22 protein-coding genes are annotated in these 26,593 nt (G+C 64.7%); 13 read left to right on the top strand and 9 right to left on the bottom strand.

The genetic code is table 11. The features are described 5' to 3' along the window. Positions 1–343: 343 nt before the first annotated feature. The 4 genes from CXY75_RS18660 to CXY75_RS18675 all read left to right on the top strand — a co-directional run bounded on the left by CXY75_RS18660 (position 344) and on the right by CXY75_RS18675 (position 4,576). Positions 344–1,648 (top strand): glycine betaine/L-proline ABC transporter ATP-binding protein, encoded by a 1,305-nt coding sequence (locus tag CXY75_RS18660; RefSeq protein ID WP_199182505.1) that lies wholly within the window; start codon positions 344–346, stop codon positions 1,646–1,648. Continuing rightward, positions 1,645–2,568: a proline/glycine betaine ABC transporter permease gene (locus tag CXY75_RS18665; protein ID WP_104084272.1), complete on the top strand. Its 924-nt coding sequence runs from the start codon at positions 1,645–1,647 to the stop codon at positions 2,566–2,568. Before CXY75_RS18660 ends, CXY75_RS18665 begins: the two co-directional genes overlap by 4 nt. A gap of 121 nt (positions 2,569–2,689) precedes the next feature. Continuing rightward, positions 2,690–3,580 carry a glycine betaine ABC transporter substrate-binding protein gene (locus tag CXY75_RS18670; RefSeq protein WP_104084273.1) on the top strand — a complete coding sequence of 297 codons (891 nt, stop codon included), beginning with the start codon at positions 2,690–2,692 and terminating at the stop codon, positions 3,578–3,580. Between the two features lie 177 nt (positions 3,581–3,757). Continuing rightward, complete coding sequence (locus CXY75_RS18675; protein ID WP_104084274.1) at positions 3,758–4,576, top strand: SDR family oxidoreductase; 819 nt, start codon at positions 3,758–3,760, stop codon at positions 4,574–4,576. Positions 4,577–4,756: 180 nt separating this feature from the next. Here the strand turns inward: CXY75_RS18675 and CXY75_RS18680 are convergent, their stop codons facing one another. The 7 genes from CXY75_RS18680 to CXY75_RS18710 form a co-directional block, all read right to left on the bottom strand. Next, on the bottom strand, positions 4,757–5,254 hold the full coding sequence (locus CXY75_RS18680; RefSeq protein WP_104084275.1) for a DUF1801 domain-containing protein: 498 nt from the start codon (positions 5,252–5,254) through the stop codon (positions 4,757–4,759). Between the two features lie 123 nt (positions 5,255–5,377). After that, complete coding sequence (locus tag CXY75_RS18685; protein ID WP_104084276.1) at positions 5,378–6,370, bottom strand: FKBP-type peptidyl-prolyl cis-trans isomerase; 993 nt, start codon at positions 6,368–6,370, stop codon at positions 5,378–5,380. Positions 6,371–6,491: 121 nt separating this feature from the next. Continuing rightward, positions 6,492–7,085: an energy-coupling factor transporter transmembrane protein EcfT gene (locus tag CXY75_RS18690; protein WP_104084277.1), complete on the bottom strand. Its 594-nt coding sequence runs from the start codon at positions 7,083–7,085 to the stop codon at positions 6,492–6,494. A gap of 10 nt (positions 7,086–7,095) precedes the next feature. Beyond that, positions 7,096–7,776 carry an energy-coupling factor ABC transporter ATP-binding protein gene (locus tag CXY75_RS18695; RefSeq protein WP_104084278.1) on the bottom strand — a complete coding sequence of 227 codons (681 nt, stop codon included), beginning with the start codon at positions 7,774–7,776 and terminating at the stop codon, positions 7,096–7,098. Next, positions 7,773–8,378: a biotin transporter BioY gene (locus tag CXY75_RS18700; protein WP_104084279.1), complete on the bottom strand. Its 606-nt coding sequence runs from the start codon at positions 8,376–8,378 to the stop codon at positions 7,773–7,775. The genes CXY75_RS18695 and CXY75_RS18700 overlap by 4 nt, the downstream gene beginning before the upstream one ends. A gap of 106 nt (positions 8,379–8,484) precedes the next feature. Next, complete coding sequence (locus CXY75_RS18705; RefSeq protein ID WP_104084280.1) at positions 8,485–10,284, bottom strand: glycoside hydrolase family 15 protein; 1,800 nt, start codon at positions 10,282–10,284, stop codon at positions 8,485–8,487. A 46-nt stretch (positions 10,285–10,330) separates the two neighbouring features. Then, positions 10,331–10,819 carry a hypothetical protein gene (locus CXY75_RS18710; RefSeq protein ID WP_104084281.1) on the bottom strand — a complete coding sequence of 163 codons (489 nt, stop codon included), beginning with the start codon at positions 10,817–10,819 and terminating at the stop codon, positions 10,331–10,333. 34 nt (positions 10,820–10,853) lie between these two features. Here CXY75_RS18710 and CXY75_RS19575 point away from each other — a divergent pair, with 34 nt between their 5' ends. Continuing rightward, positions 10,854–11,087 (top strand): hypothetical protein, encoded by a 234-nt coding sequence (locus CXY75_RS19575; RefSeq protein ID WP_146069539.1) that lies wholly within the window; start codon positions 10,854–10,856, stop codon positions 11,085–11,087. A 50-nt stretch (positions 11,088–11,137) separates the two neighbouring features. Here CXY75_RS19575 and CXY75_RS18715 read toward each other — a convergent pair whose 3' ends face one another. Next, entirely contained in the window at positions 11,138–12,718 is a 1,581-nt protein-coding gene (locus tag CXY75_RS18715; protein WP_104084282.1) for an HNH endonuclease signature motif containing protein, read from the bottom strand. Between the two features lie 217 nt (positions 12,719–12,935). After that, the gene (locus tag CXY75_RS18720; RefSeq protein WP_104084416.1) at positions 12,936–13,124 is read right to left on the bottom strand and encodes a hypothetical protein; all 189 of its coding nucleotides are present in this window, start codon (positions 13,122–13,124) and stop codon (positions 12,936–12,938) included. Positions 13,125–13,254: 130 nt separating this feature from the next. Here CXY75_RS18720 and CXY75_RS18725 point away from each other — a divergent pair, with 130 nt between their 5' ends. The 8 genes from CXY75_RS18725 (at position 13,255) to ilvC (ending at position 26,437) form a co-directional block, all read left to right on the top strand. Beyond that, positions 13,255–13,950: a TetR/AcrR family transcriptional regulator gene (locus tag CXY75_RS18725; RefSeq protein WP_233202017.1), complete on the top strand. Its 696-nt coding sequence runs from the start codon at positions 13,255–13,257 to the stop codon at positions 13,948–13,950. Between the two features lie 73 nt (positions 13,951–14,023). Next, a complete protein-coding gene (locus tag CXY75_RS18730; RefSeq protein ID WP_104084283.1) occupies positions 14,024–16,951 on the top strand; it encodes an MMPL family transporter in 2,928 nt (975 codons plus the stop codon). Then, on the top strand, positions 16,948–18,864 hold the full coding sequence (locus CXY75_RS18735; protein WP_104084284.1) for a YhgE/Pip family protein: 1,917 nt from the start codon (positions 16,948–16,950) through the stop codon (positions 18,862–18,864). The genes CXY75_RS18730 and CXY75_RS18735 overlap by 4 nt, the downstream gene beginning before the upstream one ends. Positions 18,865–18,988: 124 nt before the next feature. Next, positions 18,989–21,208, top strand: a complete 2,220-nt coding sequence (locus CXY75_RS18740; protein ID WP_104084285.1) for a bifunctional alpha,alpha-trehalose-phosphate synthase (UDP-forming)/trehalose-phosphatase — start codon at positions 18,989–18,991, stop codon at positions 21,206–21,208. A 49-nt stretch (positions 21,209–21,257) separates the two neighbouring features. Next, entirely contained in the window at positions 21,258–22,952 is a 1,695-nt protein-coding gene (ilvD, locus tag CXY75_RS18745; protein WP_104084286.1) for a dihydroxy-acid dehydratase, read from the top strand. A gap of 85 nt (positions 22,953–23,037) precedes the next feature. Continuing rightward, entirely contained in the window at positions 23,038–24,831 is a 1,794-nt protein-coding gene (locus tag CXY75_RS18750; protein ID WP_104084287.1) for an acetolactate synthase large subunit, read from the top strand. Between the two features lie 2 nt (positions 24,832–24,833). After that, positions 24,834–25,343: an acetolactate synthase small subunit gene (gene ilvN, locus CXY75_RS18755; RefSeq protein ID WP_104084288.1), complete on the top strand. Its 510-nt coding sequence runs from the start codon at positions 24,834–24,836 to the stop codon at positions 25,341–25,343. Between the two features lie 65 nt (positions 25,344–25,408). Beyond that, a complete protein-coding gene (gene ilvC / locus CXY75_RS18760; protein ID WP_104084289.1) occupies positions 25,409–26,437 on the top strand; it encodes a ketol-acid reductoisomerase in 1,029 nt (342 codons plus the stop codon). Positions 26,438–26,593: the final 156 nt, after the last annotated feature.

Raw genomic sequence — 26,593 nt, forward strand, 5'->3', positions numbered from 1 at the left:
AGCATTAGACTCGCGCTACGGGTGTCGCTCGGAGGAGTCCTCCCGGGCGGCACCCCAGACGATGAGATGATTTAGGCATGCCTCAAACTGACTGTGTTAGGCTCATTGACGGTCTTACAACCCTTCACCAGGACGCGCACGCGTAGCCACCATTTGAGATGGAACGGCCGCGTTCGTATGGTGTAGCACCGAAGGATGCGATCCCATGATCGCTCCAGCCTGCGCTGATTTAGTTCACTCTGATTGTCGCGTTTGGGCCGATTGGTGCTAACCCGTCCGACAAGAGAGCTCGCCAGACATCCAGTCGCGAAATCGGCTACGTTCGGCTTGCACCGGAGAACGCGTGACCGAGAGTATTCCCCTCCAACAAACCATTGCCGTCAAAGCAGATCATCTTTACAAAGCATTCGGGCGCCGCCCTCATGAGATCGTCAAAAAGCTCAAGGCTGGCAAAAACCGCACAGAGATCTCCTCGCTCGGAGTAGCCGCCGTTATCGACGCCTCCTTCGAAGTTAAGAAGGGCGAAATCTTCGTAGTCATGGGTCTGTCCGGCTCCGGCAAGTCCACCCTCATTCGCATGCTCAATGGCCTGTGGGACACCACCTCCGGCACCGTGACCGTCGGCGGCACCGATATCACCGACGTGTCCGCCAAGGAATTGCGGGGCGTCCGCCGCAAGAGCATCTCCATGGTGTTCCAGCACTTCGCCCTGCTGCCACACCGCACCGTGATTGACAACGTTGCCTACGGCCTCGAAATTCAGGGCATGGGTCGCGCCGAACGCCTCGCCAAGGCCCAGACGATCATCAACCTGGTCGGCCTCGCCGGCTGGGCAGACAGCCTGCCGTCCGAGTTGTCGGGCGGAATGCAGCAGCGGGTGGGCCTCGGCCGTGCCCTCGCCGCCGACACCGACGTGCTGCTGATGGACGAAGCGTTCTCAGCCCTCGACCCGCTCATTCGCCGTGAAATGCAGGAACAGCTCATTGAGCTGCAGGCCGCCCTCGGCAAGACCATCATCTTCATCACCCACGACCTCAACGAGGCCATGTTCCTGGGCGACCGCATCGCCGTCATGCGCGACGGCCGGATCGTGCAGATCGGTACCCCGGAGGAGATCCTGACCGACCCGGCCAACGATTATGTCGCCCAGTTCGTGCAGGATGTCGACCGGGCACGGGTGCTCACCGCGGCGAGCGTGATGGAACCCGTACGTGCGGTCATCACCAAGACCGCGGGACCCAGGGCCGCGCTGCGTACGATGCGCGACTTGCAGACATCCGTCGTCTTCGTGCTCAACCGCGACCGAAGCTTTGCCGGCATCGTGCGCGACCACGACGTTCTCAAAATGGTGAAGACCGGGGATGCCGACCTGCGCACAATCATTCGAGACGATGCCACACCCGTCGCGCCCGACACCGCTCTCGTCGACCTCGTCGAGCCGTCCGTCGGCAGCGACCTGCCCATCGCAGTCGTCGACTCCAAGAATCGCTTACTCGGCGTTATTCCGCGCGTCACGCTGCTGGCGGCAATTGGCAACGTCACCACGAGCACCGATGAACTGCCGGTGATCGACCCGCCCGCGACCATTTCGGTCAACGTTATGACCGATATTTTGCGCGATACCGCGCTGGAAGGAGCCGAAGCGTGAACGACTTCCGTATTCCCCTCGGCACCTTGATCGAATCCTTCATCGAATGGATCACCGTCACTTTCGGGGTTGTTTTTGATTTCATTCGCCTGATTGTTGACGGTGCCTTCGAAGGCGTAGCCTTCGTGCTCGTCGAACCGCCGTTTTACGTCATTATCGTGATCGCGGCGGCCATCGGCTTCGCTGTGCGCGGTTGGAAGTTCGCCGTGGGAACGGTGGTCGGTCTCGGGCTCATTCTCGGTGTTAACCAGTGGGAAAACGCGATGGCCACCCTCGCGCTCGTTCTTGTGGCCAGCCTCATCGCCATCGGGCTGAGTGTTCCGCTCGGTATCCTTGCGGCCAAATCGTCACTCGCCTCGCAAATCATCCGGCCGATCCTGGACTTTCTGCAGACCATGCCGGCCTTTGTCTACCTGGTTCCGGCCCTGATTCTGTTTCGGGTCGGTGAGGTTCCCGGCATCGTGGCGACCATCATCTTCGCCCTGGCGCCCGGTGTGCGGCTCACCGAGCTCGGCATCCGCGGGGTCGACAAGGAGGTCGTCGAGGCCGGTCAGGCCTTCGGCGCCAGCCCGTGGCGTATTCTGCGGCAGATTCAGTTGCCGCTGGCGACACCGACGATCATGGCCGGCATCAACCAGGTCATCATGCTGGCGCTCTCGATGGTCGTCATCGCCGGCATGGTCGGCGCTGGCGCCCTTGGCGGCGAAATCGTGGCGGCCCTGTCGCGCCTCGACGTGGCCCTCGGCTTCGAGGCGGGTTTCGCCGTGGTCATCCTGGCGATTTTCCTCGACCGTGTCACCGCCGCGCTCGGCAACGGAAACACCCCGCTGGGTCGCCTGCTCGCTACCCGTAAGGCAAGTCGCCACACCATGGATTCTGCAGCGCAGCCGACAAACCTGCCTGAACCGGCTCTCGTCTGACCTGGTCCTACCGGGTCCCTCCTCCCAACGGATGTCCCGCATCCGTTCCATGTGTGCTCACGCGCACGCACCACGAGTCAATCCCCAGCCACCCGCAGCGGGTGGCACGAAAGGAAGACGCATGAAAATTCGTTCAGCACCCCTCATCGCACTCGGAGCGGTTTCGCTTCTCGCCCTCGCCGGCTGTGCCCCGGCCACCGAGGTCGCGACCGTGTCAAACGGCGACCAGCAAGACATGAGCCTCGCCGTCTTCAACGGCTGGGACGAAGGCGTCGCGGTATCCGAACTGTGGAAGGCCATTCTCGACGAGAAGGGCTACAACGTCGAGCTCGAGTATGCCGACGTCGCTTCCGTTTACGAGGGCCTTTCCACCGGTGACTACGACCTCACCATGGACATCTGGCTGCCCGACACTCACGGCGAGTACCTCGAAAAGTACGGTGATGAGATCACCGACCTCGGTGCCTGGAACAACGAGTCCAAGCTCACCATCGCGGTGAATGAGGACGCGCCGATCGACTCGCTCGCCGAGCTGGCAGAGAACGCCGAACTGTTCGGCAACCAGATCGTTGGTATCGAGGCCGGCGCCGGCCTGACCGCCGCGACCGAAGACCGCGTCATTCCGTCCTATGGCCTCGAAGGCATGGAATTCACCACCTCGTCGACGGCGGCCATGCTGACCGAACTTAAGGCGGCCACGGACGCCGGCGAGAACGTCGTCGTGACCCTCTGGGAGCCGCACTGGGCCTATGGCTCGTTCCCGATCAAGAACCTCGAAGACCCCGAGGGCACCCTCGAGTCCGTCGAGAGCCTGCACTCCTTCGGTAGCGCCGACTTCTCCGAGAAGTTCCCCGAAGCCAGCGGTTGGATCGAAGGCTTCGAGATGGAGCTCGAGATGCTGTACACCCTCGAAGAGGCCATGTTCGTCGACTATGACGGCTCGGACTACGCTCCGATCGTTGCCCAGTGGATCGAAGACAACCAGGAGTACGTGGACGGCCTCAGCAGCTAGTCACGGTTTCTGCACAGAAAACGGCCCGCGTCCTTGGACGCGGGCCGTTTTTTGTACCGTGCCCTGGCTTGACGTGTGTGGTCATTCGTGGAATAGCGCGTGTCAGCAGACCGTTAATCTCCATGACTGACGCGGTTCGGGTTTGCGCTTGCGGCCCGTTCCGCCCGAATCGAAGGAATGACTATTTTGGATCTGCGCAATCGACACGGCATCATCACCGGAGCAGGGCAAGGAATAGGACGAGCCCTCGCACTCGAATTCGGCTCTCGGGGTGCGCACTTGCTCTTGGTGGGCCGCCAGCAATCAACGCTCATGGCCACGGCGCGGCTGGTCGAAGCAGCCGGCGGCACAGCCGAAGTATTGGCCCAAGATCTCACTCTGCCCGGCAGCGTCGATCGGGTTACCGAGGCCGTTGTGTCTTGGGCTACCGTTGACCTGCTCGTGAACAATGCCGGCAATGTGCGCGCCGGACGGCTCGAACGCACCAGCGAGGCTGATATTCGATCAATGATCGATCTCAATCTAGTTGCCCCCGTGCTTCTGACCAGGGCACTTTTACCGCGTCTTCGGGCCGGTGCTGACCGAGACAGCATCGTCCTGAACATATCCAGTGGAATCGCCCTCGTCGGACTGCCGTTCTATTCCGTCTACGCGGCTACCAAGAGTGGCCTCGCTCGTTTCGGTGAGTCCCTGCGGCGTGAATTGACCGGAATGGGAGTGCACGTGGCGACCGTCTACCCGGGCGCGACGGATACGGACATGATGACATCGCAGAACGCTGGCGCCGACTTGGGTTGGGACCGTCGATCCCTGGACGACGTCATCACCGACGTGATGGCCGGACTCGAAGCTGGCGACCACGAAATCAACACGGCGCCGGAGAGCCGGCGAGGAATGCAACGGCTGAACATCTCAGACCCCATGGCCGTCGACGCCGCGATGACCCCGCAGCTCGCTGATTTGGAAGCCGCAGTGCGAGACCACCGCAGCATTTAGACGTGGTGGGGGCTTTCTGTTCAGCTGTAGCCACCGGCAACGGCGGCCAGGATTTCGAGCCGATCATCGCCCGGTGGATCGAAGACGGCCGGGAGTACGTGGACGGCTTCACCAGCTAGTCCCTGATTCTGCACGAAGAACGGCCCACGTCCTAGACGCGGGCCGTTCCGTTTAAGGTTCTTACGCGGCTTCGAGCTCGCGCACCTGCTGCAGCCAGTCGTCGAAGAGGTCGCTGTCGAAATCGTCCACACTGCGCAGTTTGTACTCACTCATCTCGGCTAACCCACTCGCATTGAGCTTGCCGGAGTCATCGGTGATGGCCTGGCCACGCCAGAACAACACGGTGACAAAGGTGGGGTATGCCTTGAATCCGGCGACCGGCTGATCATCGTCAAGCCAGACCGGATGTCCGTGCCATAGTTCCGTCGATGTCTCCGGCAGGCCCAGGTCAAACGTGTCACGGAGTAGACCAACGACGGTCGCGAGCGGCTCGGCCGGCGCGGCCACGTACTCGTCGATCGTCGTTGGCTTGGCAGCGGATGCGACGGTGGCGGGTGCCGGGGCGTCGACGAGGGTGGAAGCGGATGTGGACGGGAGCGTGGATGTCAGGGGAATAGCCTCTTTCGGGTTGGAGTTCAGGCCCGGCGCGGTGTCGGGCAGATCTGTTCGTCCCTCCACACTCTCACGGAATTCTCACTCGAGGCTGGGCAGGCGTTCAGGAAGCGGCGTTTTCGGCGCGCAAAAAAAAGCACCGCCCGTCGGCCAGAAGGTCGACGGGCGGTGCCCGGTAAAACGGGTGGTCTAGGCCTTCGGGCCGCCCTCCGAGGCGAGAATGTCGATCACGAAGACGAGGGTGTCTGTACCCGAAATACCCTGGGTGCCGGCTTCACCATAGCCGAATTCCGGTGGAATAACGGCGATGACCTGCGACCCGACGGTCTGGCCGACGAGTGCCTGGGTGAATCCGGGAATCACACCGCCGGTGGGGAAGACGGTGTACGGTGCGCGGCCCCAGGAGGAGTCGAAGGTTTCGCCGGTGGCCCAGATCACGCCGGTGTAGGCAACGGCGACGCTCGCGCCGTCGGCAACGACGTTGCCGTCGCCCTTCTTCAGGGTAGAGATCTTCAGGTCGGTGGGGGCTTCGGTGGCGGGGATGGTGACCGTGGGAGCGCCGTCATCAGCCAGAGCAACCGTGGGGAAGCCGTCTTCGATCGGCTGGTCTGTGCCGGAGGCCTGGGTGGGCACGTCTTCGATCACGGTAATGACGTCCATCACGAAGATGACCGGCTCGCCAGCGGCGACGCCGGTGGCGCCCTTGTCGGCGAAGGCATCCGCTGCTGGGCTCACGGTGACGATGCGGTCGCCCTCGACAGCGCAGTTGGCGGAGCGCACGAGCCCAGGCAGAAAGCTCGTGTCATTAATAGGAATCACGAGACTGGCACCGTCGGTGTTGTAGGTCGTGGGCTGAATGACTTCCTGGGTTTTGGCGTTGTACAGGGTGATCGCCACCTCGACGATTGAGTCCGTCTTGGCGGTGTCGGTTCCGGTGCCCTCGATGGCGACCGTGCGCTGGGATACCGTCGGCGTGAGCGGCGCATCGATGGAGATGTCGAGCGGAGCGCCGAAATCACCGGTGACCGTCACCTCGTCGGAGAGCGTGCCAGACTCGGTGCAGTCGGCCGAGGGGGAGCTGGTAGCGGCGGCATCCGTTTCTTGAGGTGTTCCGCTGCCGCTGCACGCGGTGAGCGCGAGCGTCAGGCCGACAATGGTCAGAAGGGCGGGAATTTTGGACACGAGGCCTCTTTCGAGAACGTAGCCTGCTGGCAGGCAACTGATCTAATGGCGCGAACGGCCAAGTGCCTACTCTGCCACGGCTCGCCTAGGAGTGGGCTGAGTGGCGCGCGGCAACGGCGCTTTAGTCGTCGAGACCGCGCGCGATCAGTGCCTCGCCAAGGGCGTCCGCTGCATAGAGTGAACGCACGACCACCGGCACTGCGATCGACATGAGGGACCACTGCGTGCCGCGTGCCGTGCGGGCCTCGAGCACCTCGCGCACGATGTCACTGACCAGCGGAATGCAGCGGATGGTCAGCGCCACGAGCAGTCCGACTCGGTCAGCATCGACGAACCGGCGGAATGGTCGGAGCAGCCTCTGGAACGCTTCGAGCACCGCCGTGACCGTCGTGGTCATCGTAAACAGTGCGGCCAGGGCGACGGCGACGAGCAAACGCCCGGCCATCAGCGTGGCCACCAGCCAGCCGGAAAGCAGGCCCTGGATGGGCACGGCGACCAGCAAAATCAGCAGAATCGGGGCAATCTGGCCAGCGGCCGCTCGCATCGGAACGCGGGCGATGAGAAACAAAAGCAGGGCGCCGGCCGCAGCGCCGCCGACCACGCGCAGGTCGGGCGAGGTTCCGATCACGACAACGCAGAGCGAGAGCAGAAAGAGCTTCAGCAGCGTCGGTGCCCGGTGAATGAGTGAGCTGCCGGGGCTGTAGAGGCCGATCATGGCGCGCCGATCATGCCAGTAGGGCGCTATAGGCCGCCAGAGACTGCTCGGGAGCCCCGTCGGCGACGACCTCGCCCTTTTCAATCACGATGACCCGGTCGAAGTTCTCGACCAGGTGCAGGTGATGCGTGACCACGATCACCTGCTGGGGGAGCGTCTGCCACAGCTCACTGATGCGCCGAATGTTGCGAGCGTCAAGCAGGGTGGTCGGTTCGTCGGCGACGATCGTGGCCGGCTCGGCGACCAGCACGGCGGCCAGAGCCAGGAGCTGCTTCTGGCCGCCAGAGAGGCGATGCGCCGGATGATCGGCGTGCTCACTCAGCCCGAACTTTGCGAGCGCTGCCGTCGTACGCTCGGCAATTTCGGCGGGGGAGAGGCCGCGGCGACGCAGGGTGAACGCGACGTCTTCCCGCACGGTGGGCATCACGATCTGGTTATCGGGGTTGGTGAAGATGAACCCGACCTTGCGGCGCACGTCGCGGGCATGTTTGGCCACGTTCTGTCCGTCGACCGTCACGGTGCCGCTCTGGGGAGCGACGAGCCCGTTGATCATGCGCACCAGGGTGGACTTGCCGGAGCCGTTCGCGCCGACGATTCCGATGCGCTGCTCGGTCAGCTCGAGAGTCACATCGTGCAGCACCGAGCGGTCGCCGAAGGAATGCGAGACCTGCTCGAAGCGGATGCTGCTCACGCGTGCTGACGCCCCTTCGGCCGTTCGATCAGGCCGGGGTAGGCCTTGTGCACCTGGCGGGCAACGAGCACGGTCACGATGACCTTGATCAGATCCCCGGGCAGGAAGGCGACGTTCAGGCCGATCGCAGTCACCAGCGGCAGCCCCAGGTTGATGGCCATGACCGGGATTCCGATCAGATAAACAGCCACGATGCCGCCGAGAATCGTAGCGCCGAGGGCCGGCCAGAACGGGTACTTCGGCAGCAGTCGGGCGGTGAGGTATCCGGTGACGAAGGCGCCGAGCAGCCAACCGTACAGGTAACCGGCGGCAGGACTCACGGTGAAGACGCCGATTCCGCCGCGGGCGCCGGCGAGCAGAGGCAGCCCGACCGCGGTCAGCACGAGAAACAACAGCACGGCCAAGGTACCCTTGCGCGGCCCGAGAATCGCTCCGGCGAACATCACGCCGAGGGTCTGCATCGTGATCGGCACCGGGCCAATATTGAGCGGCCCCGGCAGACCGAGCGCGGCAATCAGCGCGGCAAAAATTGCGATCTGGGCAAGATCGCGGGCGGGCAGAACGCGCTTGGCTGGCGCGCTTGAGTGAATGGTGTCGGTCATGAATTCAAATTTAGAATTCAGCAAGCACCCGGCGCTGAAGAATACCTACAACAAAAGACGTCGAAGTCTGGAGGTCGTCATTTCTGTCAGCCCGGGCCGGCTGGCTCTAACTCGCGAGCATGCGCGTGGGAGAGGCCAAACCGGCCACGATGGCATCCGCTGCTCGAACCAGTGCCAAATGGGAGAGTGCCTGCGGGGTGTTACCGACCTGGTGGCCACCGGCCACGTCGTACTCTTCGGAGAGCAGGCCGACATCGTTCACGAAACCCAGGAGCCGTTCCATTAGCGCATTCGCGTTATCGGCGCGTCCCGACGTTGCATACTGTTCGACCAACCAGAATGAGCAGGCCAGAAACGGATGCTCACCCGGCGGTAACCCGTCCACCGCGGCGTTCGTGCGGTAGCGCAGCAGCAGGCCATCGCGCATCAGGTCAGCCTCAATCGCGGCCACGGTGCCGAGCATGCGTGGATCGGTGGATTCGCAGAAGCCGACTTGCGGGAGCACCAGGAGGGAGGCATCCACTTCAGTACTGCCGTAGTACTGCACGTAGCTACCCCGCGCGGCGTTGAAGCCATGGGTCTCGATGTCGGCGCGCACCTCGTCGCGGAGCTGCTTCCACCGCTCGAGTGGACCGTTGAGGCCGCACTCCTCGATGCCACGCACGGCACGGTCGAAGGCTGCCCAGACCATGACGCGGGAGTGAGTGAATGCGCGGGCCTGCCCGCGCACCTCCCAGATACCTTGATCGGGCCGACGCCAGTTTTGCTCGAGAAAACTCATCAGCGCGCGCTGCAGCGGCCAGGAGAATTCGGTTTCGCGCACACCGGCCGTGCGCGCGGCGTGCAGGGCCACCATGACCTCGCCGATGACGTCGGACTGAAACTGGTTGACCGCGCCATTGCCCACCCGCACCGGGGAGGCGCCGTTGTACCCGGGCAGACTGGTCAGCTCCCGTTCGGGCAGGTAGCGCTCGCCGGAGAGCCCGTACATGATCTGCACATCGTTGGGATCGCCGGCAATCGCGCGCAGCAGCCAGGACCGCCAGTCGTCGGCCTCCCCCTCATAGCCGTGGCTGAGCAGTACCTCGAGCGTGAGCGAGGCGTCGCGCAGCCAGACATAGCGGTAGTCCCAATTGCGCGTGCCGCCGAACTTCTCGGGCAACGAGGTCGTCGCCGCGGCGACAATGCCGCCGGTTCGCTCGTGCGTCAGGGCGCGCAGCACGAGCAGGGAACGCACCACGTGGGCGCGCAAAGGCCCATCATGGCTGCAGCAGGACGCCCATTTCTGCCACCAGGCGCAGGTCGAGCTGTAGGCGGCATCGATGTCGATGGCCGGCGGAATCTCCCGGTGCGAGGGAAACCAGGTCATTTGCGCGTCGACGCTCTCGCCGGCCGTGACATCGAAGTGCGACACGTGACGATGGTCGGATGCGCGCAGGGCCGGGCCGCGCACGACGATAGCGTCGGGCCCGGCGATCGCGACGAGGCCGCGCGCCGACTCGCCCTTGAGCTGCCTTACCCACGGCATGGTCGTGGCGTAGCCAAAACGGATGCGCAGATCCTGCGTCATCGCCACCGTGCCGCTGATACCGCGCACGCGCCGCACCAGGTCGGCGCGGCCGTCGCCGTGGGGCATGAAGTCGAGTACCTCCACCTGGCCGGTGTCAGTGCTCCACACCGTGGAAAGCACGAAGGTGTCTCCCTGGTAGCTGCGAGTGGCGGTGGCCGCTGCATCGGCCGGAGCCAGCAGCCAGCGGCCCTGGTTCTCGTCGCCGAGCAGGGCGCCAAACATCGAGGCCGAGTCGTAGCGCGGCAAGCAGAGCCAGTCGATGCTGCCGTCACGTCCGACCAGCGCGGCCGAGTGGCAATCGCTGATCAGTGCGTAGTCCTCGATAGGGAGTGCCATCAGGCCATCCTGTCAGCACAAGGGTGAAAATGTGCTGACTGTTTGGTTAGGCAACCAGTCGGGCGGAGGCGAGGGTCGCCGAGGCTTTGTCGATCCAAGCAGCGGATGCCGCGGCCAGAGCATCGTCCGCGCTGGGCACGGTCGCGATCGGCGCCGTGTTGCGCAACTTCGTGTGGATCGGGGCTGCGCTGACCAGGCTCGCGTTTAAGGCGACCGGTTCATTCCAGGTGACGATCGGTGCTGGTGTCCAGGACAACGCAGTCGGCTCGCCGCTGCTCTCACCGCGCAGGGTGGCCTGTTCGGTGAGGATGGACTCGGTCAGCTCTACCGCGATCTCGCGAGCCTTGAGTCCGTGAAAAATGACGTCGGTGTCTTCGGGATTTCGCGGCGAGAGCGTCCAGGCGCCATTTTCGCCCATAAGCTCACCGAGCTTGTCGTTCAGCAGCTGAAAAATCTGCTCGTCGCGCAAGACCGGAGCTGCGGCCACGCTCATCGCCGCGCTCGCGGCCAAACGTCGGCGTCGACGACCAAACATGACAAGCCCCTTTCAGTGTGCAGTCACTGCACTCATGCGGGTCGACAGAGCGACCGTTACGCGCACGTTAGATGCGCTGCTGCCATTTTCAGTCACCGGATGCCGACTCGCCCGGCGGCGCGCCGATCAGGGGCCCAAGTTCGCTCCTGATCTGGCCATCGCCACCCCCACACGGGGCCTTTCCCATTCAGTAGTCGTCGTGACGGTGACCCGGTCTCGGGTCGTCCCCGCGCCGCTGGTCGAGCTTGCCTCGACCGCCATCCCGTGACGCGCCGTGATCTGCCGTGCCAGCCCGCGGGGTGCCGGGTGGGCGAACGTCTAGTTTCGGTAGTCGTCGTTACGGTGGCTCGGTCGCAGGTCGTCCCCGCGTCGCTGGTCGAGCTTGCCGAGACCGCCATCCCGTGACGCGCCGTGATCTGCCGTGCCAGCCCCGGGGGTAGTTGACGTCGGCTGGTTGAGTGCGATTGGTGCCTGCATGAGCGGGTTCTTACGAGGAAGAGCGATCACAGTCTGTTCGGAGTCGATCTCGATCGGCGGTAGTAGCCATAACTCTCCGTCTTGGAGAAGGATTTTCCAGTGTCGGTTGTGGAGCAGCATGTGGTGGTGGCTACAGAGTAGTATGGCGTGGTCGATGTTGGAAAGTCCCTGGTCAGACCAGTTTTCGATGTGGTGTGATTCTGTCCAGGCTGGTGGTTGTTCACAGCCGAGCCAGCGGCATCCGCCGTCGCGGGCGGCGAGGGCGCGGCGTTGTTCGCGGTTGAAGAGTCGTTGGTCTCGTCCAACGTTGAGGGGTTGCCCGGTATGGGCGAAGAGGATGCCGAGGCAGCCGGTGTCGCAGAGGTGCCGGTCGATTGTCTCCGCTGATACTGGTGCGGGATTACCTTCGATGTAGCCGAAAACGGGGTGGGTGATTGAGGGTTCTTGGCTGGGTGTAGTCGGAGTGCTCAGCCGAGGTTCTGTCATCCGGCTTGCTTCGCCGCCCGTTGCGCTGCCCGTTGCGCTGCCCGCCCGTGTGTCAGTCGGCGTCTCATAGGTGTTCTGGGCGACGGTGCGCGGGTCGTCCTTGACGCTGTGCGCCCACTTCGTGCGTTCCGGGTCAACGAATCGCACGCCGCCGCGTCTCGGACTGGTGAGTGCGTCGTAGGTTGCGATCCACATTTCGCCTTGCTCGGGTGCCATCAGGGCGTGCAGGGTCACCATGCCGTCTGCGCGCCGCCAGAGCGACCAGGAGGTGTCGTCGCGGGCTTGCTTTTCTCGCGCGAGGATGCCGGCGGCCAGGGCGTGCATGATCGGCGCCTGCCACGGCACCACGACTGCCGGCGGCGCCACCGGGGCGCTCGGCAGCACCAGGGCGACGGGCACGACGGGGCCCGGTGTGGCGGCTGGCAGTGGCAGATTGGGGTGCAATTGGGCCCACGCTGCCGCTCGCTCCGCCTCCTGGGCGGCCCAGCGGGCAGCTTCTCGCTCCGCTTCTCGCGCGGCTTCCGCTATCGCCTCGGCTGCTGCGTCGACGGCGGTCTGCGTGGCCCGCGCTGCTTCGCGGTCAGCTTCGGCGGCGCGACGCTCCGCGGATTCAGTTTCGTTCATCAGCACCCCGACCGCGAGCAGCCGCCCGGCCTCAACCCGGCTGAGGCCGGTGGCTTGCTGCACCATCAACGTTGGGTTGCCAAACCCGTGCCGCGCCGCCAGGCCCGATTGGCCGAGCTCCGGTCGAGACCGCTCTGCAATCGTGCCCGCCAGCAGCGCCGCGGCAGTGTTGCTCAGGCGCAGCAGGTCCGCGATCGGACCACGAGCGGCGAGTACCTGCGCATCACTCAGGCTGTTGAACTCGGCATTGGATCCACCGAGCGCGGCAACAGCGGCCGCCGCCCGGGTGAGTTCCAACGCCATGCTGGTCATATTTCAACCCAACACTCGACCACCGACATTCCCGAGGAAAAATCACGCATACAAGCACTAAATCCGGGAAATCCGGCAAAGAATACGCAAAGAAATGTTTTGAGGGCAGAATTTTCCCGCCATTTCACGCCCATAGAGTTGGCAGAACCGTGGCGGCCATGATTGGACACGTCCAGTGACCGCTGACCGCGCAGTCATACCGGAGTGCGGGCCGAAGTCAGTGCTCGATTTCGCGCTTATTGGCGTCTTCGATGACGGTGCCGATGGCCACGGCGGCGCTCAGCGCCCAGCCGAGCCACAGCATGACGAGTCGCCAGTCCCGCGGGCCGTGCCGAGTGGCCTGTACGGTGTTCCATCCACCGGCGATGACGCCGATCATGGCACTGCTGAATATGAACTTTCGCATCTGGACCTCCGGCACAAGGTTACCCGGAGCCGGCTCGGCCGGGGCGAATCCGATCTTGCTGGGAAAAACCTTCGAACTGACCGATCGAACAGAGTCTGACCGATCGGTCAACTATCCTGAGATCGTGCCAGTGAATCCATCCAGACTCAACCCGCCAGACGCGAACCCGACGGCGCCCAGCGTGCCAGGCCCGACCCCGTTGGCGCTGAAAACCGTGAGCCAGACCAAGCCGAGCGCACAGCCGGCCGGCGGCATCCGCTCACATACCGGTGCCGACCTGCGCACCATCGCCCTCACCCAGTTCGCGTCGGTCGGATTTGCCGCGACCTCCCTGCAGAACATTGCCGACATTGCCGGTTTCTCCAAGTCCAGCGTGCTTTACCACTTCGCCTCCAAGGAAGCGATACTCGAAGAAGTTCTCACGCCGGCCGTCGACCAGCTCGAGCGCGTGCTGAACCGCTTCGTTGCCGGGCCGGAGACGATCGGCACCCGGCAGCTGTTCGTCGATGACTTCATCGACTTTCTCTTGCAGTTTCGGCTCGAACTGCACACCTTCATCAACCAGGCCCAGTCGCTACGCGGCATCGCCATCATTGACAGGGCCGGAGTGCTCATCGTGCGTCTGGCCGGCAGCATCGTCCACGACGACGCGAGCAATGAAGATCGCTTGCGGTTCGGTTTCGCCCTCGGCGGCGCCGCCTATTCGCTCGTGGCCGGCATGACCTTTCTTGGCGAGGCGTCCCTTCCCGACGAAGACCTACGTCCGGCGCTGCGCACCGTCATGACCGAACTGCTCGCGCCGGTTTCCGTGCGCGCTCCGCGCTAGCTGCGACCTCACCCGCAACCGTCTCACTCAGGACCGTCTACCGGCGCTGCTGCGCTGTCGGAAAGTAGTTTTCATGGCAACCGTTCTCTATCGCATCGGCCATTTCGCCTATCGGCGTGCTTGGTTGGTCATTGGCATCTGGGTTGTTCTGCTCGCCGGAATTTTTGGCGGCGGGGTAGCCCTGAATGGGCAGACGCAGGAGTCATACGCGATTCCCGGCACCGAATCGCAAGACGCCATCGACTCGCTCGCCGCGGTCTTTCCCTCGGCGGCTGGCGCCCAGGTGCAGGTCGTTTATCGGGTGCCGAGCGGGGCATCCGTTACAGACGCGCCGTATCGAGCCGCAATCGAGAGCATGGCAACGACGATCGACAGTATTGCCGGCGTTGACACCGTGATCACACCGTTCAGCGAGTACGCAGCGGATGCCATTTCGAGCGACTCAGAGACTGCGTTCAGTCAAGTAGCGCTCACCGGTCAGTCCACCGACGTGTCCACCGCCACCCTCGACGCCCTCGTGGCAACGAGAGGCATCGGAACGGATGCCGGCATGCGAGTCGCCTTCGGCGGCCAGGTCTTTCAGGACAACACCTTCGGCATCACCGTCACCGAGGTGCTCGGCGTGCTTTTCGCCGGAGTGGTGCTACTCATCACGTTCGGCTCACTGCTCTCCGCCGGCATGCCGCTGCTCATGGCGATGATCGGCGTCGGCGTCGCGATTGGCGGGATCACAGCCGTGAGTGCCTTCGTCTCCGTCTCTAGTACCGCCCCGATGCTCGCCCTCATGCTCGGGCTCGCGGTCGGCATCGACTACTCCCTATTCATTTTGTCCCGGCACCGCTCGCAACTAGCCACCGGAATGAAACCGCACGAATCGGCCGCGACGGCCGTCGCCACAGCCGGCGGCGCCGTGGTATTTGCCGGCATCACCGTGATCATCGCCCTGCTCGGGCTGCTCGTGGTAAGCATCCCCTTTCTCAGCGTGATGGGACTTGGCGCGGCTTTTGCCGTGCTGGTCTCGATCGGCGTGGCGATCACCTTGCTGCCGGCCACACTTGGTCTGTTCAAGGGCAGGCTCATGCCCAGGGTCGGCGGACGGGCACACCGCCGTGCCACGGCTCCCGAAGACGGGAGGCCGACCCTCGGTCGCCGCTGGGTCGCACTCGTACTCAAGGCCCCGGTCGTGGCGGTCGTCGTCGTTATCGGTGTGCTCGGTACCCTGGCCATTCCGGCTCTGAGCCTCGACCTGAACCTGCCAGACGGTGGTTCAGAGCCGGCCGGTTCTACCCAGCGGGCGGCCTACCAGCTCATCAATGACGGCTTCGGCCCGGGCTACAACGGTCCGCTCATCGTCGTGGTTGACATCACCCAGACGACCGACATCTTGGGCGACCTTGACACGATTGGTGCCCAGATTCGAAGCCTGCCGGGCGTCGCCTACGTCGGAACGGGCACCCCGAACCCGACCGTCGACACCGCCATCATTCAGGTGATGCCAAACAGCGCACCAGATGCCGCGGCCACGAAAGAGCTCGTTCAGGCGATTCGAGACCTCGGCCCCGGCATCAGCAGCGATCTCGGAACCCCGATCGCCGTCACCGGTGCGACCGCCGTCGGCATCGATATTTCTAACCGGCTGACCAACGCGCTGATCCCGTTCGCCCTCATCGTGGTCGGGCTGTCGATCGTGCTGCTGATGATGGTGTTCCGTTCCGTGTTCGTGCCGATCACGGCAGCGCTTGGCTTTCTGCTCTCGGTGTTCGCCGCCCTCGGCGCGACCGTGGCCATCTTTCAGTGGGGCTGGCTGCCCGACCTGTTCGGTATCGACAACCCCGGCCCTATCCTGAGCTTTCTGCCGATTCTGTTGATGGCCGTGCTATTCGGGCTGGCCATGGACTATGAGGTGTTCCTGGTTTCGGGCATGCGGGAAGAATTCGTGCGCACCGGACATGCCCGCCAGGCAATCATCCACGGCTTCGCGCACGCCGGCCGGGTCGTCACGGCCGCCGCGCTTATCATGTTCTTCGTGTTTTTTGCCTTCGTTCCCGACGGCACCGGAGCGATTAAGGGCATCGCCTTTGCGCTCGCCGTCGGTGTCATTCTCGATGCCTTCCTGGTGCGAATGACGCTCGTGCCGGCCGCGATGGCGCTCGCTGGAAACGCTGCCTGGTGGCTGCCGCGCTGGCTCGATCGGCTGCTTCCGAACGTCGACATCGAGGGGGAGGGGCTGCGGCAGCATCTGCACGATAGTGAGTGGGCGGCCGAGCAAACCGCAGCAGTCACCGCCGATAACCTAGTGGTCGGCCTGGAGCGCGCGCCACTCGGCCCGTTCGACCTGACCATTCCGGCCGGCTCACTCGCGCAACTGACCGGTCCGGCCGAGCAGCGCCGAGTCGTCGCGGCCACCCTCGCGGGACGGCTCGGCCCGGTCAGTGGCCGGTTGCAGGTTCTCGGCGCGCCACTGCCCTCTGAACGCCAAGGGGCGCTCCGCCGAGTTGCCCTCGTCGATGTCGGTCAACACCGCGACTCCTCAATCACGGTCGGTGAACTCCTCGCCGAACGGGTGCGCCTCGCGCTACCCTGGTACCGCGCCGGCCGCGTGAGTGACCTCAGCGCCGAGTGGATCGGCAGCATCAACCTCGCCATCGGCGACGGGCCGACCATTGCCGCAGCTACCACGATCTCCGCGCTCCCGGCCCAGGCGCGCGCGACCGTGCTCGTGGCTGCTGCGCTCACCGAACGCCCCGGCATCGTCGTTGTCGACCTCGGTGACGGCCTGCCCGATCCCCTGGGCGGTCGAAGCCTCGCGACCGAGTTGTCGGTGCTCGCGCCGCTGACCACGACCCTCGTGCTCAGCGCCGGCCGATTTAGTGTGGACGACCCCGAATCGGCCAACGACCGGCCCTGGCAGCACATCGATCTCGACGCTCTGGCCGTTGACGTTGACGACGACCTGACACAACTTTCGGATTCTCTTGACGGAAAGGCCGTGCGCCGATGAGCACAGCATATGACACCCTCTTCAGCCGCTCCCCGCGGCAGCGTCGGTTCGGCATCGTGGCCCTCGTGGCGGGCCTCGTCGTCGTTCCACTGGCCGTAGCCGGACTGTTCACCGGTGCCCTCGCATCGGCCGACGATCGCATCGACACGATCCCTGCGATCGTCGTCAACAACGACGAGTTCGTCACCAGCACGCTTGCCGACGGCACCGAACAACAGGTGTTGGCCGGTCGCTTGCTGGTCACCGAGCTGACCGCCACGACGGGCGAGACGGCCGGATTCGACTGGACCATCTCCAACACCGCCGACGCTGCCGAGGCGCTCGCCGCTGGCGACGCCTACGCCGTGCTGACGATCCCGAAGAACTTCTCCGCCTCGATCACGTCACTTTCGGGTACCAGCCCGGTGCAGGCCGATCTCGACCTGCGCACCGACGACGCCCACTCCTTTCTCGCCGGCTCGCTGGCCCAGTCGGTCGGCTCGGCAATGACCGGCGCCTTCGGTCAAGCCATTACGGCGCAATACCTCGACGGTCTCTACTCCAACCTCGCCCTGCTCGGCACCGCGCTGACGGATGCCGCCACCGGCGCGTCGCAACTGGCCACCGGGGTCACTGGCGTGGCAATCGGCCTCGATTCCCTGTCCGCCGGCACGAGCGCGGCCGCCGCCGGAGCGGCATCCGCTGCCACCGGCGCCGTGACCTACGCCTCGGGTGTCGCGAGCTTCACCACAGGGGTGTCGGGCCTGAGCGCCGGATTGACCCGGCTGAACGCCGGAGCGACCGCCCTCGCGCCGCTGCAAACCGGGCTCCCCGCCTACGCCGCCGGGGTGCAGGCCAGCGCGGCCGCGTTCACGACCCTCAACGCGCAGCTGCAGGCAGACCCGAATGTCGCAGCCTACGCCAGCGCACTCGCACAGATTCAGGGCGGATTGGCCGCGCTGAACGCCCAGAGCGCCGGGATCAGCGCCGCCGGCGCCGGCATCGGAGCTGTCGCCGACGGGGTCGCGTCGAGCGCGGGCGGGGCGAGCGCCCTGGCCGCCAGCGGCCAGGCACTGTCGAGTGGCGCGAGCGACCTCGCGGCCGGCGTGCGCACCATTTCCGTGGGGCTCGGCAGCCTGGCCACGGGCGCCGAGTCTGCTCAGTCCGGGGCGCACGCCCTAGAAGCCGGGGCGGCAACCCTCGCGACCGGGCTTGCGGAAGGCGCGTCCCGCGCATCCGCTCTGCCCGGTGTCGGCAGCGAGGCCTCGGTGACCGCCGCGGTCGTCGCCAACCCGGTTGGGGTCACCACCACGCGCGACAACCCGGTGGATTCGGTCGGCCCGATCATCGGCATGATCGTCGTGCCGGTCAGCCTGTGGCTTGGCGCCCTGGCCATCGTGCTGCTGGTTAAGCCGCTCGGCCGTGCCGCGCTGGCCTCGACCGCCAGCACCGGCCGCCTGCTGCGCCGCGGCCTCGGTCAAGCGTTCGGCATTGCGGCGGCGCAGGCCGTGCTGGTCACCGCACTGTTGCACACCGCGCTCGGGGTGTCCTGGACGCTGCTGCCGGCCACGTTCGGTTTTGCGCTGCTACTCGCCGCGGTCTTTGTGGCCGTGCACTACTGGCTGCGCGTCGCGTTTGGCCGGGTCGGCATCGTCATTTCACTCGTGCTGCTCGCCCTGCAACTCGCCTCGGTGAGCGGGCTGTACCCGATCGAGCTCGTGGCGACACCGTTCCAGACGCTGAGCCCGTTTGTGCCGCTGACCTGGGCTGTCAACGGTTTGCAGGCCATAGTCAGCGCAGGCGGGGGAGCGGATGCCGCGTCCGCGGTGGCCATTCTGCTGCTGTTTCTGGTCGGCGGAGTTCTGCTCTCGTTCGCAGCCGTTGCCCGCAAGCGCGGAGCCCGCTCGTGGGGGCCCGGTCTGGCCGGCGCGTAGACCATTCGGGGGGTGGAACCGGCTGGTACCCTAGACAGGCGACACAGGCGTGCACCTTCGGTGTACCCGGAACGGATGATCCATTAATTCTTCAGCCGAATCTACACGGACCCAGCCCGATCCGATGCCCGTCGTGCCCGCCGAAGCCCCCGACGGCACGTACACGCTCGTCGTCGTCTCCAACCGGTTGCCGGTCGATTACGAAGAAGCGGAAGACGGCACCGTCACCTGGCGTACTTCTCCCGGCGGTTTGGTCACCGCCCTCGAACCACTGATGCGTACCTCGAACGGTGCCTGGGTCGGCTGGCCGGGCGTTGCCGATCGCGATTTCGCGCCGTTCGAGAATGACGGAATCTCGCTCGTGCCGGTGCGGCTGAACGAAGCTGACATTGAGGACTATTACGAGGGGTTCTCCAACGACACCCTGTGGCCGCTCTACCACGACGTGATCGCGCCGCCAAGCTACCATCGCGAAACGTGGGACGCCTACGTCACCGTCAACCGTCGCTTCGCCGCAGCAGCGGCAGCGGTCGCCGCCCCAGGCGCAACGGTCTGGGTGCACGACTACCAGCTGCAGCTCGTTCCACGCATGCTGCGCGAAGCCCGCCCCGACCTCGTCATCGGCTTCTTCAATCACATTCCATTTCCTCCATATGGAATATTCGCCCAGCTGCCCTGGCGAAAACAGATTCTGCACGGGCTGCTCGGCGCCGATGTCATCGGCTTTCAGCGCCTAGCGGATGCCGGCAACTTCTCCCAAGCGGTGCGTCGCCTCTATGGCTATACCACCCGCGGCGTCGTCATTGACGTTCCGACCGGTGAGAAAGGGGAGCTGCGCCGTGTCATCGCCAAACACTTTCCCATCTCGATCGACGCAGTCGCCTACGAAGAACTGGCTAGACGCCCCGACATTCAGGCCCGCGCGCGGCAGATTCGGGAGGACCTCGGCAACCCCAAAACGCTCATGCTCGGCGTCGACCGGCTCGACTACACCAAGGGCATCGGCCACCGCATCAAGGCCTTCGGCGAGCTGCTCGCCGACGGCCGCCTCAGCGTCGAAGACGTCACGCTGGTGCAAGTCGCCAGCCCGTCCCGGGAACGGGTCAGCACCTACATGGCCCTACGTGACGAGATCGAACTCGCCGTCGGCCGGCTCAACGGTGACTTCAGCACCATCAGCCACACCGCGATCAGCTATCACCATCACAGCTACCCGCGCGAGGAAATGGTCGCGATGTACCTCGCCGCCGACGTCATGCTGGTCACGGCTCTTCGCGATGGCATGAACCTCGTCGCCAAGGAATACGTGGCGGTCCGCTTCGACGTCGATGGAGTACTCGTGCTGAGCGAATTCGCCGGTGCAGCCGACGAACTCAAACAGGCCATTCTGATCAACCCGCACGACATTGACGGCACCAAGGATGCCATCGTGCGCGCGGTCGAGATGCCCAAGCGGGAACGCACCCGGCGCATGCGGTCGCTGCGCCGCAAAGTCGCCGAAAACGATGTCGCAGCCTGGTCAGCCTCCTTCTTAGGGGCGCTCACCGGGGGAGCTGCCGTGCCAGCCGGCATCCCGGGCGACCTCGACCTGGCCTTGGAGAGTATTGCCCAAGCCGAGAACCTGCTGATCGCCCTCGACTTCGATGGAACCCTGGCCCCGCACGTCGATCATCCCGACGACGCCCGCGCCATCGCAGGCACCCGCGAGGCCGTGCAGGCATTGCTCGACCTGCCGGGCGTGCGCGTCGCCTTCGTTTCCGGCCGGGCGCTGGTAAGCCTGCAGCAGGTGGCCCAGCCGCAGAGCTCGGTACTACTCACCGGCTCGCACGGCATCGAGGTGCAGCTCGACACCCCTGAGATCGAACTCAACCTGCTCTCCTCCGAGCTCGAACAGCTCGACACCCTGGCCCGTGTACTTGAGGGCATCTCCGGGTCGATCGCTGGCACCACGATCGAGCGTAAACCGGCCGGTCTGGCCCTGCATACCCGCCTCGCGACCGAGCAAGACGGCCAGTCGGCCGAGCGTCAGGCGCGTGAACAACTCGGTGACCAACTGCCAGGGCTGACCATCCGCGGCGGTAAAAATGTGCTCGAATTCTCGGTGCGCTCGAGTACTAAGGGTGACGCGCTGGCGAAACTACGCGAGTACACCGGCGCTGACCGGGTTTTTTACGCGGGCGACGACGTGACCGACGAAGACGCCTTCGCGGTGCTGCGCAATGACGATATCGGGCTCAAGATCGGCCAGGGCGCCACCCTGGCCGGCCACCGCGTGCGCAGCCCGAAGGAAGTCGCCGAGGTATTGGTGCGCATCGCCGCGTTCCGGGCTGAACGTGCGCGTTGAATGGCCCCGCTGAAATTGGAGTGAGTCCCGAGGTTCTAGACTCAAAGGCATGTCTGAGATCGATGTGAAACCCCGTAGCCGCGACGTCACCGATGGAATAGAGGCCACCACCTCTCGGGGGATGCTCCGGGCTGTTGGCATGGGGGATGCCGACTGGGACAAGCCCCAGATCGGTATTGCGAGCTCGTGGAACGAGATCACCCCGTGCAACCTCTCGCTTGACCGCCTCGCGCAGGCGGCCAAGGAAGGCGTGCACTCCGGCGGCGGCTACCCGCTGCAGTTCGGCACCATCTCGGTCTCCGACGGCATCTCGATGGGCCACGAGGGCATGCACTTCTCCCTCGTTTCCCGTGAGGTCATTGCCGACTCGGTCGAGGTCGTCATGCAGGCCGAGCGCCTCGACGGCAGCGTGCTGCTGGCGGGCTGCGACAAGTCGCTGCCCGGCATGCTCATGGCCGCCGCGCGCCTCGACCTGGCGAGCGTCTTTCTCTACGCCGGATCGATCGCGCCGGGCTGGGTTAAGCTCTCCGACGGCACCGAAAAAGACATCACGATCATCGACTCGTTTGAAGCGGTCGGCGCCGTCAAAGCCGGTCGCATGAGTGAAGCGGATGCGAAGCGCATCGAGTGCGCGTTTGCTCCCGGCGAAGGCGCCTGTGGTGGCATGTACACCGCGAACACCATGGCCAGTGTTGCGGAAGCCCTCGGAATGAGCCTGCCCGGCTCGGCAAGCCCGGCATCCGCTGACCGTCGCCGCGACTACTTCGCGCACCGCTCCGGCGAGGCCGTCGTCAACATGCTGCGCCTCGGCATCACCGCCCGTGACATTCTCACCCGCAAGGCGTTTGAAAATGCCATCGCCGTCGCCATGGCCTTCGGCGGATCCACCAACGTCGTGCTACACCTGCTGGCTATCGCCCGCGAAGCCGAGGTCGAGCTCACCCTCGATGACTTCAACCGCATCGGCGACAAGGTTCCGCACATCGGTGACCTCAAGCCGTTCGGCAAGTACGTCATGAACGACGTCGACCGCCAGGGCGGCGTTCCCGCCGTCATGCGCGCGCTGCTCGAAGCCGGTCTCATTCACGGTGACGCCCTCACCGTGACCGGCAAGACCGTGGCCGAGAACCTCGCCGAGATCGACCCGCCCGCCCTCGACGGTGAGGTGCTGCGTACCCTCGACAACCCCATTCACCAAAGCGGTGGCATCACCATCCTCAAGGGCACCTTCGCCCCGGAAGGCGCAGTCGTCAAGACCGCCGGATTCGACGCTGCCGTGTTCGAAGGACCGGCCCGAGTGTTCGAGCGGGAACGCGCCGCGATGGACGCGCTCACCGAAGGCAAGATCTACAAGGGTGACGTTGTCATCATCCGCTACGAAGGCCCGAAGGGGGGGCCTGGCATGCGCGAAATGCTCTCGATCACGGCCGCCATCAAGGGCGCAGGGCTCGGCTCCGATGTACTACTATTAACGGACGGTCGATTCTCAGGCGGCACAACCGGACTGTGTATCGGCCACATAGCACCCGAAGCGGTGGACGCAGGTCCAATCGCCTTCGTGCGCGATGGGGATCTGATACGGGTCGATATCGCAGCTCGCACGCTGGACCTACTGGTCGCACCGGCTGAGCTGGCCGCCCGCCGAGATGGCTGGGCGCCCCTTCCCCCGCGCTATACCCGTGGCGTTCTCGCGAAGTACGCCAAGCTCGTGCATTCCGCTGCTGAAGGCGCGATCACCGGCTAACGACGTACCGGTTAGCTAGCGTGCCCCGAGTGGGCATGCTCTTAGATGTCGAAATGACCGATTTCGAAGTAGGGATTCAACCACCATGACCACGGAACCCACTCCCGTGCCCTCGGCTCCCGCATCAGCGGAGCCGGAGATGCTCACCGGCTCAGGGGCGATCATTCGCACCCTTGAGCTGCTCGGCGTCACCGACGTCTTCGGAATCCCCGGTGGCGCCGTCATTCCGCTCTACGACGAGCTCATGACGCAAAACAAGATCCGCCACATCCTGGTGCGCCACGAACAGGGCGCCGGCCACGCGGCCGAGGGATACGCCTCAGCCACCGGCCGGGTCGGCGTCGCGATCGCCACCAGCGGTCCGGGCGCGACCAACCTCGTCACCGCCATAGCGGATGCCTACATGGACTCGGTTCCGTTGCTCGCGATCACCGGCCAGGTGTTCTCGACCTCGATGGGAACGGATGCCTTTCAGGAGGCCGACATCATCGGCATCACCATGCCGATCACCAAGCACTCCTTCCTCGCCCGTACCGCTGCCGAGATTCCCGCCGCGATCGCCTCGGCCTATCACATCGCCTCCACCGGCCGCCCAGGCCCGGTGCTGGTGGACATCACCAAGGACGCGCAGCAGAACCTGGCGCCGTTCATCTGGCCGCCCAAACTCGACCTGCCCGGCTACCGACCGATCGTCAAGGCTCACGGCAAGCAGGTGCAGGCGGCAGCGCAGCTGCTGCTGGCCGCCAAGAAGCCCGTACTGTATGTGGGCGGCGGTGTTATTCGCGCCCACGCATCCGCTGAACTGCTCGCCCTGGCCGAGGCGACCGGTGCACCCGTCGTGACCACGCTCATGGCACGCGGAGCCTTTCCCGACTCGCACCCCCAACACCTCGGTATGCCGGGCATGCACGGCACGGTTCCGGCCGTTCTCGCGCTGCAGGAAAGCGATCTCATCATTTCGCTCGGGGCCCGCTTCGATGACCGGGTAACCGGAAAAATCAGCGAATTCGCGCCGAGCGCGAAGATCGTGCACGTTGACGTCGACCCGGCGGAGATTTCCAAGATTCGCTTCGCCGATGTACCCATCGTCGGTGACGCTAAGGACGTCATTGCCGACCTGATCATCGCCTGGGCGGAAGTCGCCCAGGCAGGCGCGTCCGACACAGCCGAGTGGTGGACCTACCTGCGCGGACTAAAAGAGGAGTTTCCGCTCGGTTTCACCGAGCCGACCGATGGTCTGCTCGCTCCGCAGTATGTGATCCAGCGCATCGGTGAGCTCACCGGACCCGAGGCGGTCTATGCGGCCGGCGTCGGTCAGCACCAGATGTGGGCCGCGCAGTTCATCAAGTACGAACGCCCCAACTCGTGGCTCAACTCCGGTGGCGCCGGAACCATGGGCTATTCCGTGCCGGCGGCGATGGGCGCCAAGGTGGCGGAGCCCGACCGGGTGGTCTGGTCGATCGACGGCGACGGCTGCTTCCAGATGACCAATCAGGAACTCGCCACCTGCACGATCAACCAGATCCCGATCAAGGTCGCGATCATCAACAACTCCTCGCTCGGGATGGTGCGCCAGTGGCAGTCGCTGTTCTACGACGGGCGTCACTCCTTCACCGACCTCAACACCGGTCACGGTACCGCCATGGTTCCCGACTTCGTCAAGATGGCGGATGCCTATGGCGCGCTCGGAATCCGGGTCACCAGCAAGGATCAGGTTGATGACGCCATCAAACTGGCCCTCGCCACCAACGACCGACCGGTGGTGATCGACTTCATCGTGAGCCCCGGCGCCATGGTCTGGCCGATGGTTCCGCAGGGAGTCAGCAATAGTTTCGTTCAATACGCCAAAGACCACGCACCGACCTGGGGAGACGAATAACCGTGACGAGCCACGTTCTGAGTCTGCTCGTCGAGGACAAGCCCGGGCTGCTCACGCGCGTCGCCGGCCTGTTCGCGCGGCGCGGCTTCAACATTGAAAGCCTGGCCGTTGGGCACAGCGAGATCCCCGGCCTGTCTCGCATCACGATCCTCGTCGATGTCGACGATGTGCCGCTCGAGCAGGTGACTAAGCAGCTCAATAAGCTCATCAACGTCATCAAGATCGTCGAGCTTGACATTGCACAGTCCGTGCAGCGCGAACATCTGCTGATCAAGGTGAAGGTCGACAACACAACTCGCTCGCAGGTGCTGGAAGCGGTCAACCTGTTCCGTGCCAGCGTCGTCGACGTGGCCACGGACGCCGTCGTGATCGAGGTCACCGGCGACAGCGGCAAGACCCAGGCGCTGCTGCGGGTGCTCGAGCCGTTTGGCATACGGGAGCTCGCCCAATCTGGCCTGCTCGCCATTGGCCGCGGCTCGAAGTCGATCACCGAACGAGTTTTCAAAAACTAACCACTCCGTTGGTCGAGCTTGCCGAGACGACAGGCTCGACCAACGACATAAGAAGGAGAAACACATTGTCTGAGATTTTCTACGACAAAGACGCCGATCTGACGATCATCCAGGGCAAGAAGGTAGCCGTCATCGGCTACGGCTCGCAGGGTCACGCCCACGCGCAGAACCTGCGCGACTCCGGCGTCGAGGTCAAAATTGGTCTGAAGGACGGTTCCAAGAGCACGGCCAAGGCCGAAGAAGCCGGCTTCACGGTGCTGTCTACAGCGGATGCCGCGGCCTGGGCCGACGTCATCGTCATCCTCGCCCCCGACCAGGTGCAGCGTCACCTGTACAAGGACGATGTGCTTCCGAACCTGGCCGCCGGTAAGGTGCTGGTCTTCGGACACGGCTTCAACATCCGTTTCGGCTACATCACCGCACCCGACGGCGTCGACGTCGTCATGGTCGCCCCTAAGGGACCCGGCCACACCGTGCGCCGCGAATTCGAAGCCGGTCGCGGCGTTCCCGTGATCGTTGCCGTGGAGAAGGACGCCTCGGGCAACGCCTGGCCGCTCACCCTCAGCTACGCCAAGGCAATCGGTGGCCTGCGCGCCGCCGGCATCAAGACCACCTTCACCGAAGAGACCGAAACCGACCTGTTCGGCGAGCAGGCCGTGCTCTGCGGTGGCACCTCGCAGCTCATCCAGTACGGCTTCGAAGTTCTCACCGAAGCCGGCTACCAGCCGCAGGTTGCCTACTTCGAGGTGCTGCACGAGCTCAAGCTCATCGTCGACCTGATGTGGGAGGGTGGCATCGCCAAGCAGCGTTGGAGCGTGTCCGACACCGCAGAGTACGGCGACTACGTCTCCGGCCCGCGCGTCATCGACCCGAGCGTCAAGGAGAACATGAAGGCCGTTCTCGCCGATATCCAGAGCGGCGCGTTCGCCGAGCGTTTCATCGCCGATCAGGACAACGGCGGAGTCGAATTCCTCGCCCTGCGCAAGAAGGGCGAAGAGCACCCGATCGAGGCCACCGGCCGCAGCCTGCGCAAGCTCTTCGCGTGGAACGCGTCGACCGACGACGACTACACCGACGGTTCGGTCTCGCGCTAAGCATCCGCTTAAATACGGGAAGGGGTCCTCGCTCGCGAGGGCCCCTTCCCCTGTGCCGGGCATCAGTGGCCTCGCCGAGCGTGTGGTGCTGGTGGGAATTCTGGGCTGGATCGTCTCGGTGAGCGCCGGCATCCGTCGTCTGCCCTAACCGGGCAC

This window comes from Cryobacterium sp. Y11 (assembly GCF_002929535.1).
GTDB lineage: Bacteria > Actinomycetota > Actinomycetes > Actinomycetales > Microbacteriaceae > Cryobacterium.

Bases quoted from the DNA above. Each gene is read 5' to 3' on its own strand.
- CXY75_RS18715 (WP_104084282.1), bottom strand. From the start codon at position 12,718: ATGACCAGCATGGCGTTGGAACTCACCCGGGCGGCGGCCGCTGTTGCC.
- CXY75_RS18720 (WP_104084416.1), bottom strand. From the start codon at position 13,124: ATGCGAAAGTTCATATTCAGCAGTGCCATGATCGGCGTCATCGCCGGT.
- CXY75_RS18705 (WP_104084280.1), bottom strand. From the start codon at position 10,284: ATGGCACTCCCTATCGAGGACTACGCACTGATCAGCGATTGCCACTCG.
- ilvD (WP_104084286.1), top strand. From the start codon at position 21,258: ATGTCTGAGATCGATGTGAAACCCCGTAGCCGCGACGTCACCGATGGA.
- CXY75_RS18670 (WP_104084273.1), top strand. From the start codon at position 2,690: ATGAAAATTCGTTCAGCACCCCTCATCGCACTCGGAGCGGTTTCGCTT.
- CXY75_RS18710 (WP_104084281.1), bottom strand. From the start codon at position 10,819: ATGTTTGGTCGTCGACGCCGACGTTTGGCCGCGAGCGCGGCGATGAGC.
- CXY75_RS18690 (WP_104084277.1), bottom strand. From the start codon at position 7,085: ATGATCGGCCTCTACAGCCCCGGCAGCTCACTCATTCACCGGGCACCG.
- CXY75_RS18675 (WP_104084274.1), top strand. From the start codon at position 3,758: ATGACTATTTTGGATCTGCGCAATCGACACGGCATCATCACCGGAGCA.
- CXY75_RS18730 (WP_104084283.1), top strand. From the start codon at position 14,024: ATGGCAACCGTTCTCTATCGCATCGGCCATTTCGCCTATCGGCGTGCT.
- CXY75_RS18740 (WP_104084285.1), top strand. From the start codon at position 18,989: ATGCCCGTCGTGCCCGCCGAAGCCCCCGACGGCACGTACACGCTCGTC.
- CXY75_RS18700 (WP_104084279.1), bottom strand. From the start codon at position 8,378: ATGACCGACACCATTCACTCAAGCGCGCCAGCCAAGCGCGTTCTGCCC.
- CXY75_RS18735 (WP_104084284.1), top strand. From the start codon at position 16,948: ATGAGCACAGCATATGACACCCTCTTCAGCCGCTCCCCGCGGCAGCGT.
- CXY75_RS19575 (WP_146069539.1), top strand. From the start codon at position 10,854: ATGCGGGTCGACAGAGCGACCGTTACGCGCACGTTAGATGCGCTGCTG.
- CXY75_RS18750 (WP_104084287.1), top strand. From the start codon at position 23,038: ATGACCACGGAACCCACTCCCGTGCCCTCGGCTCCCGCATCAGCGGAG.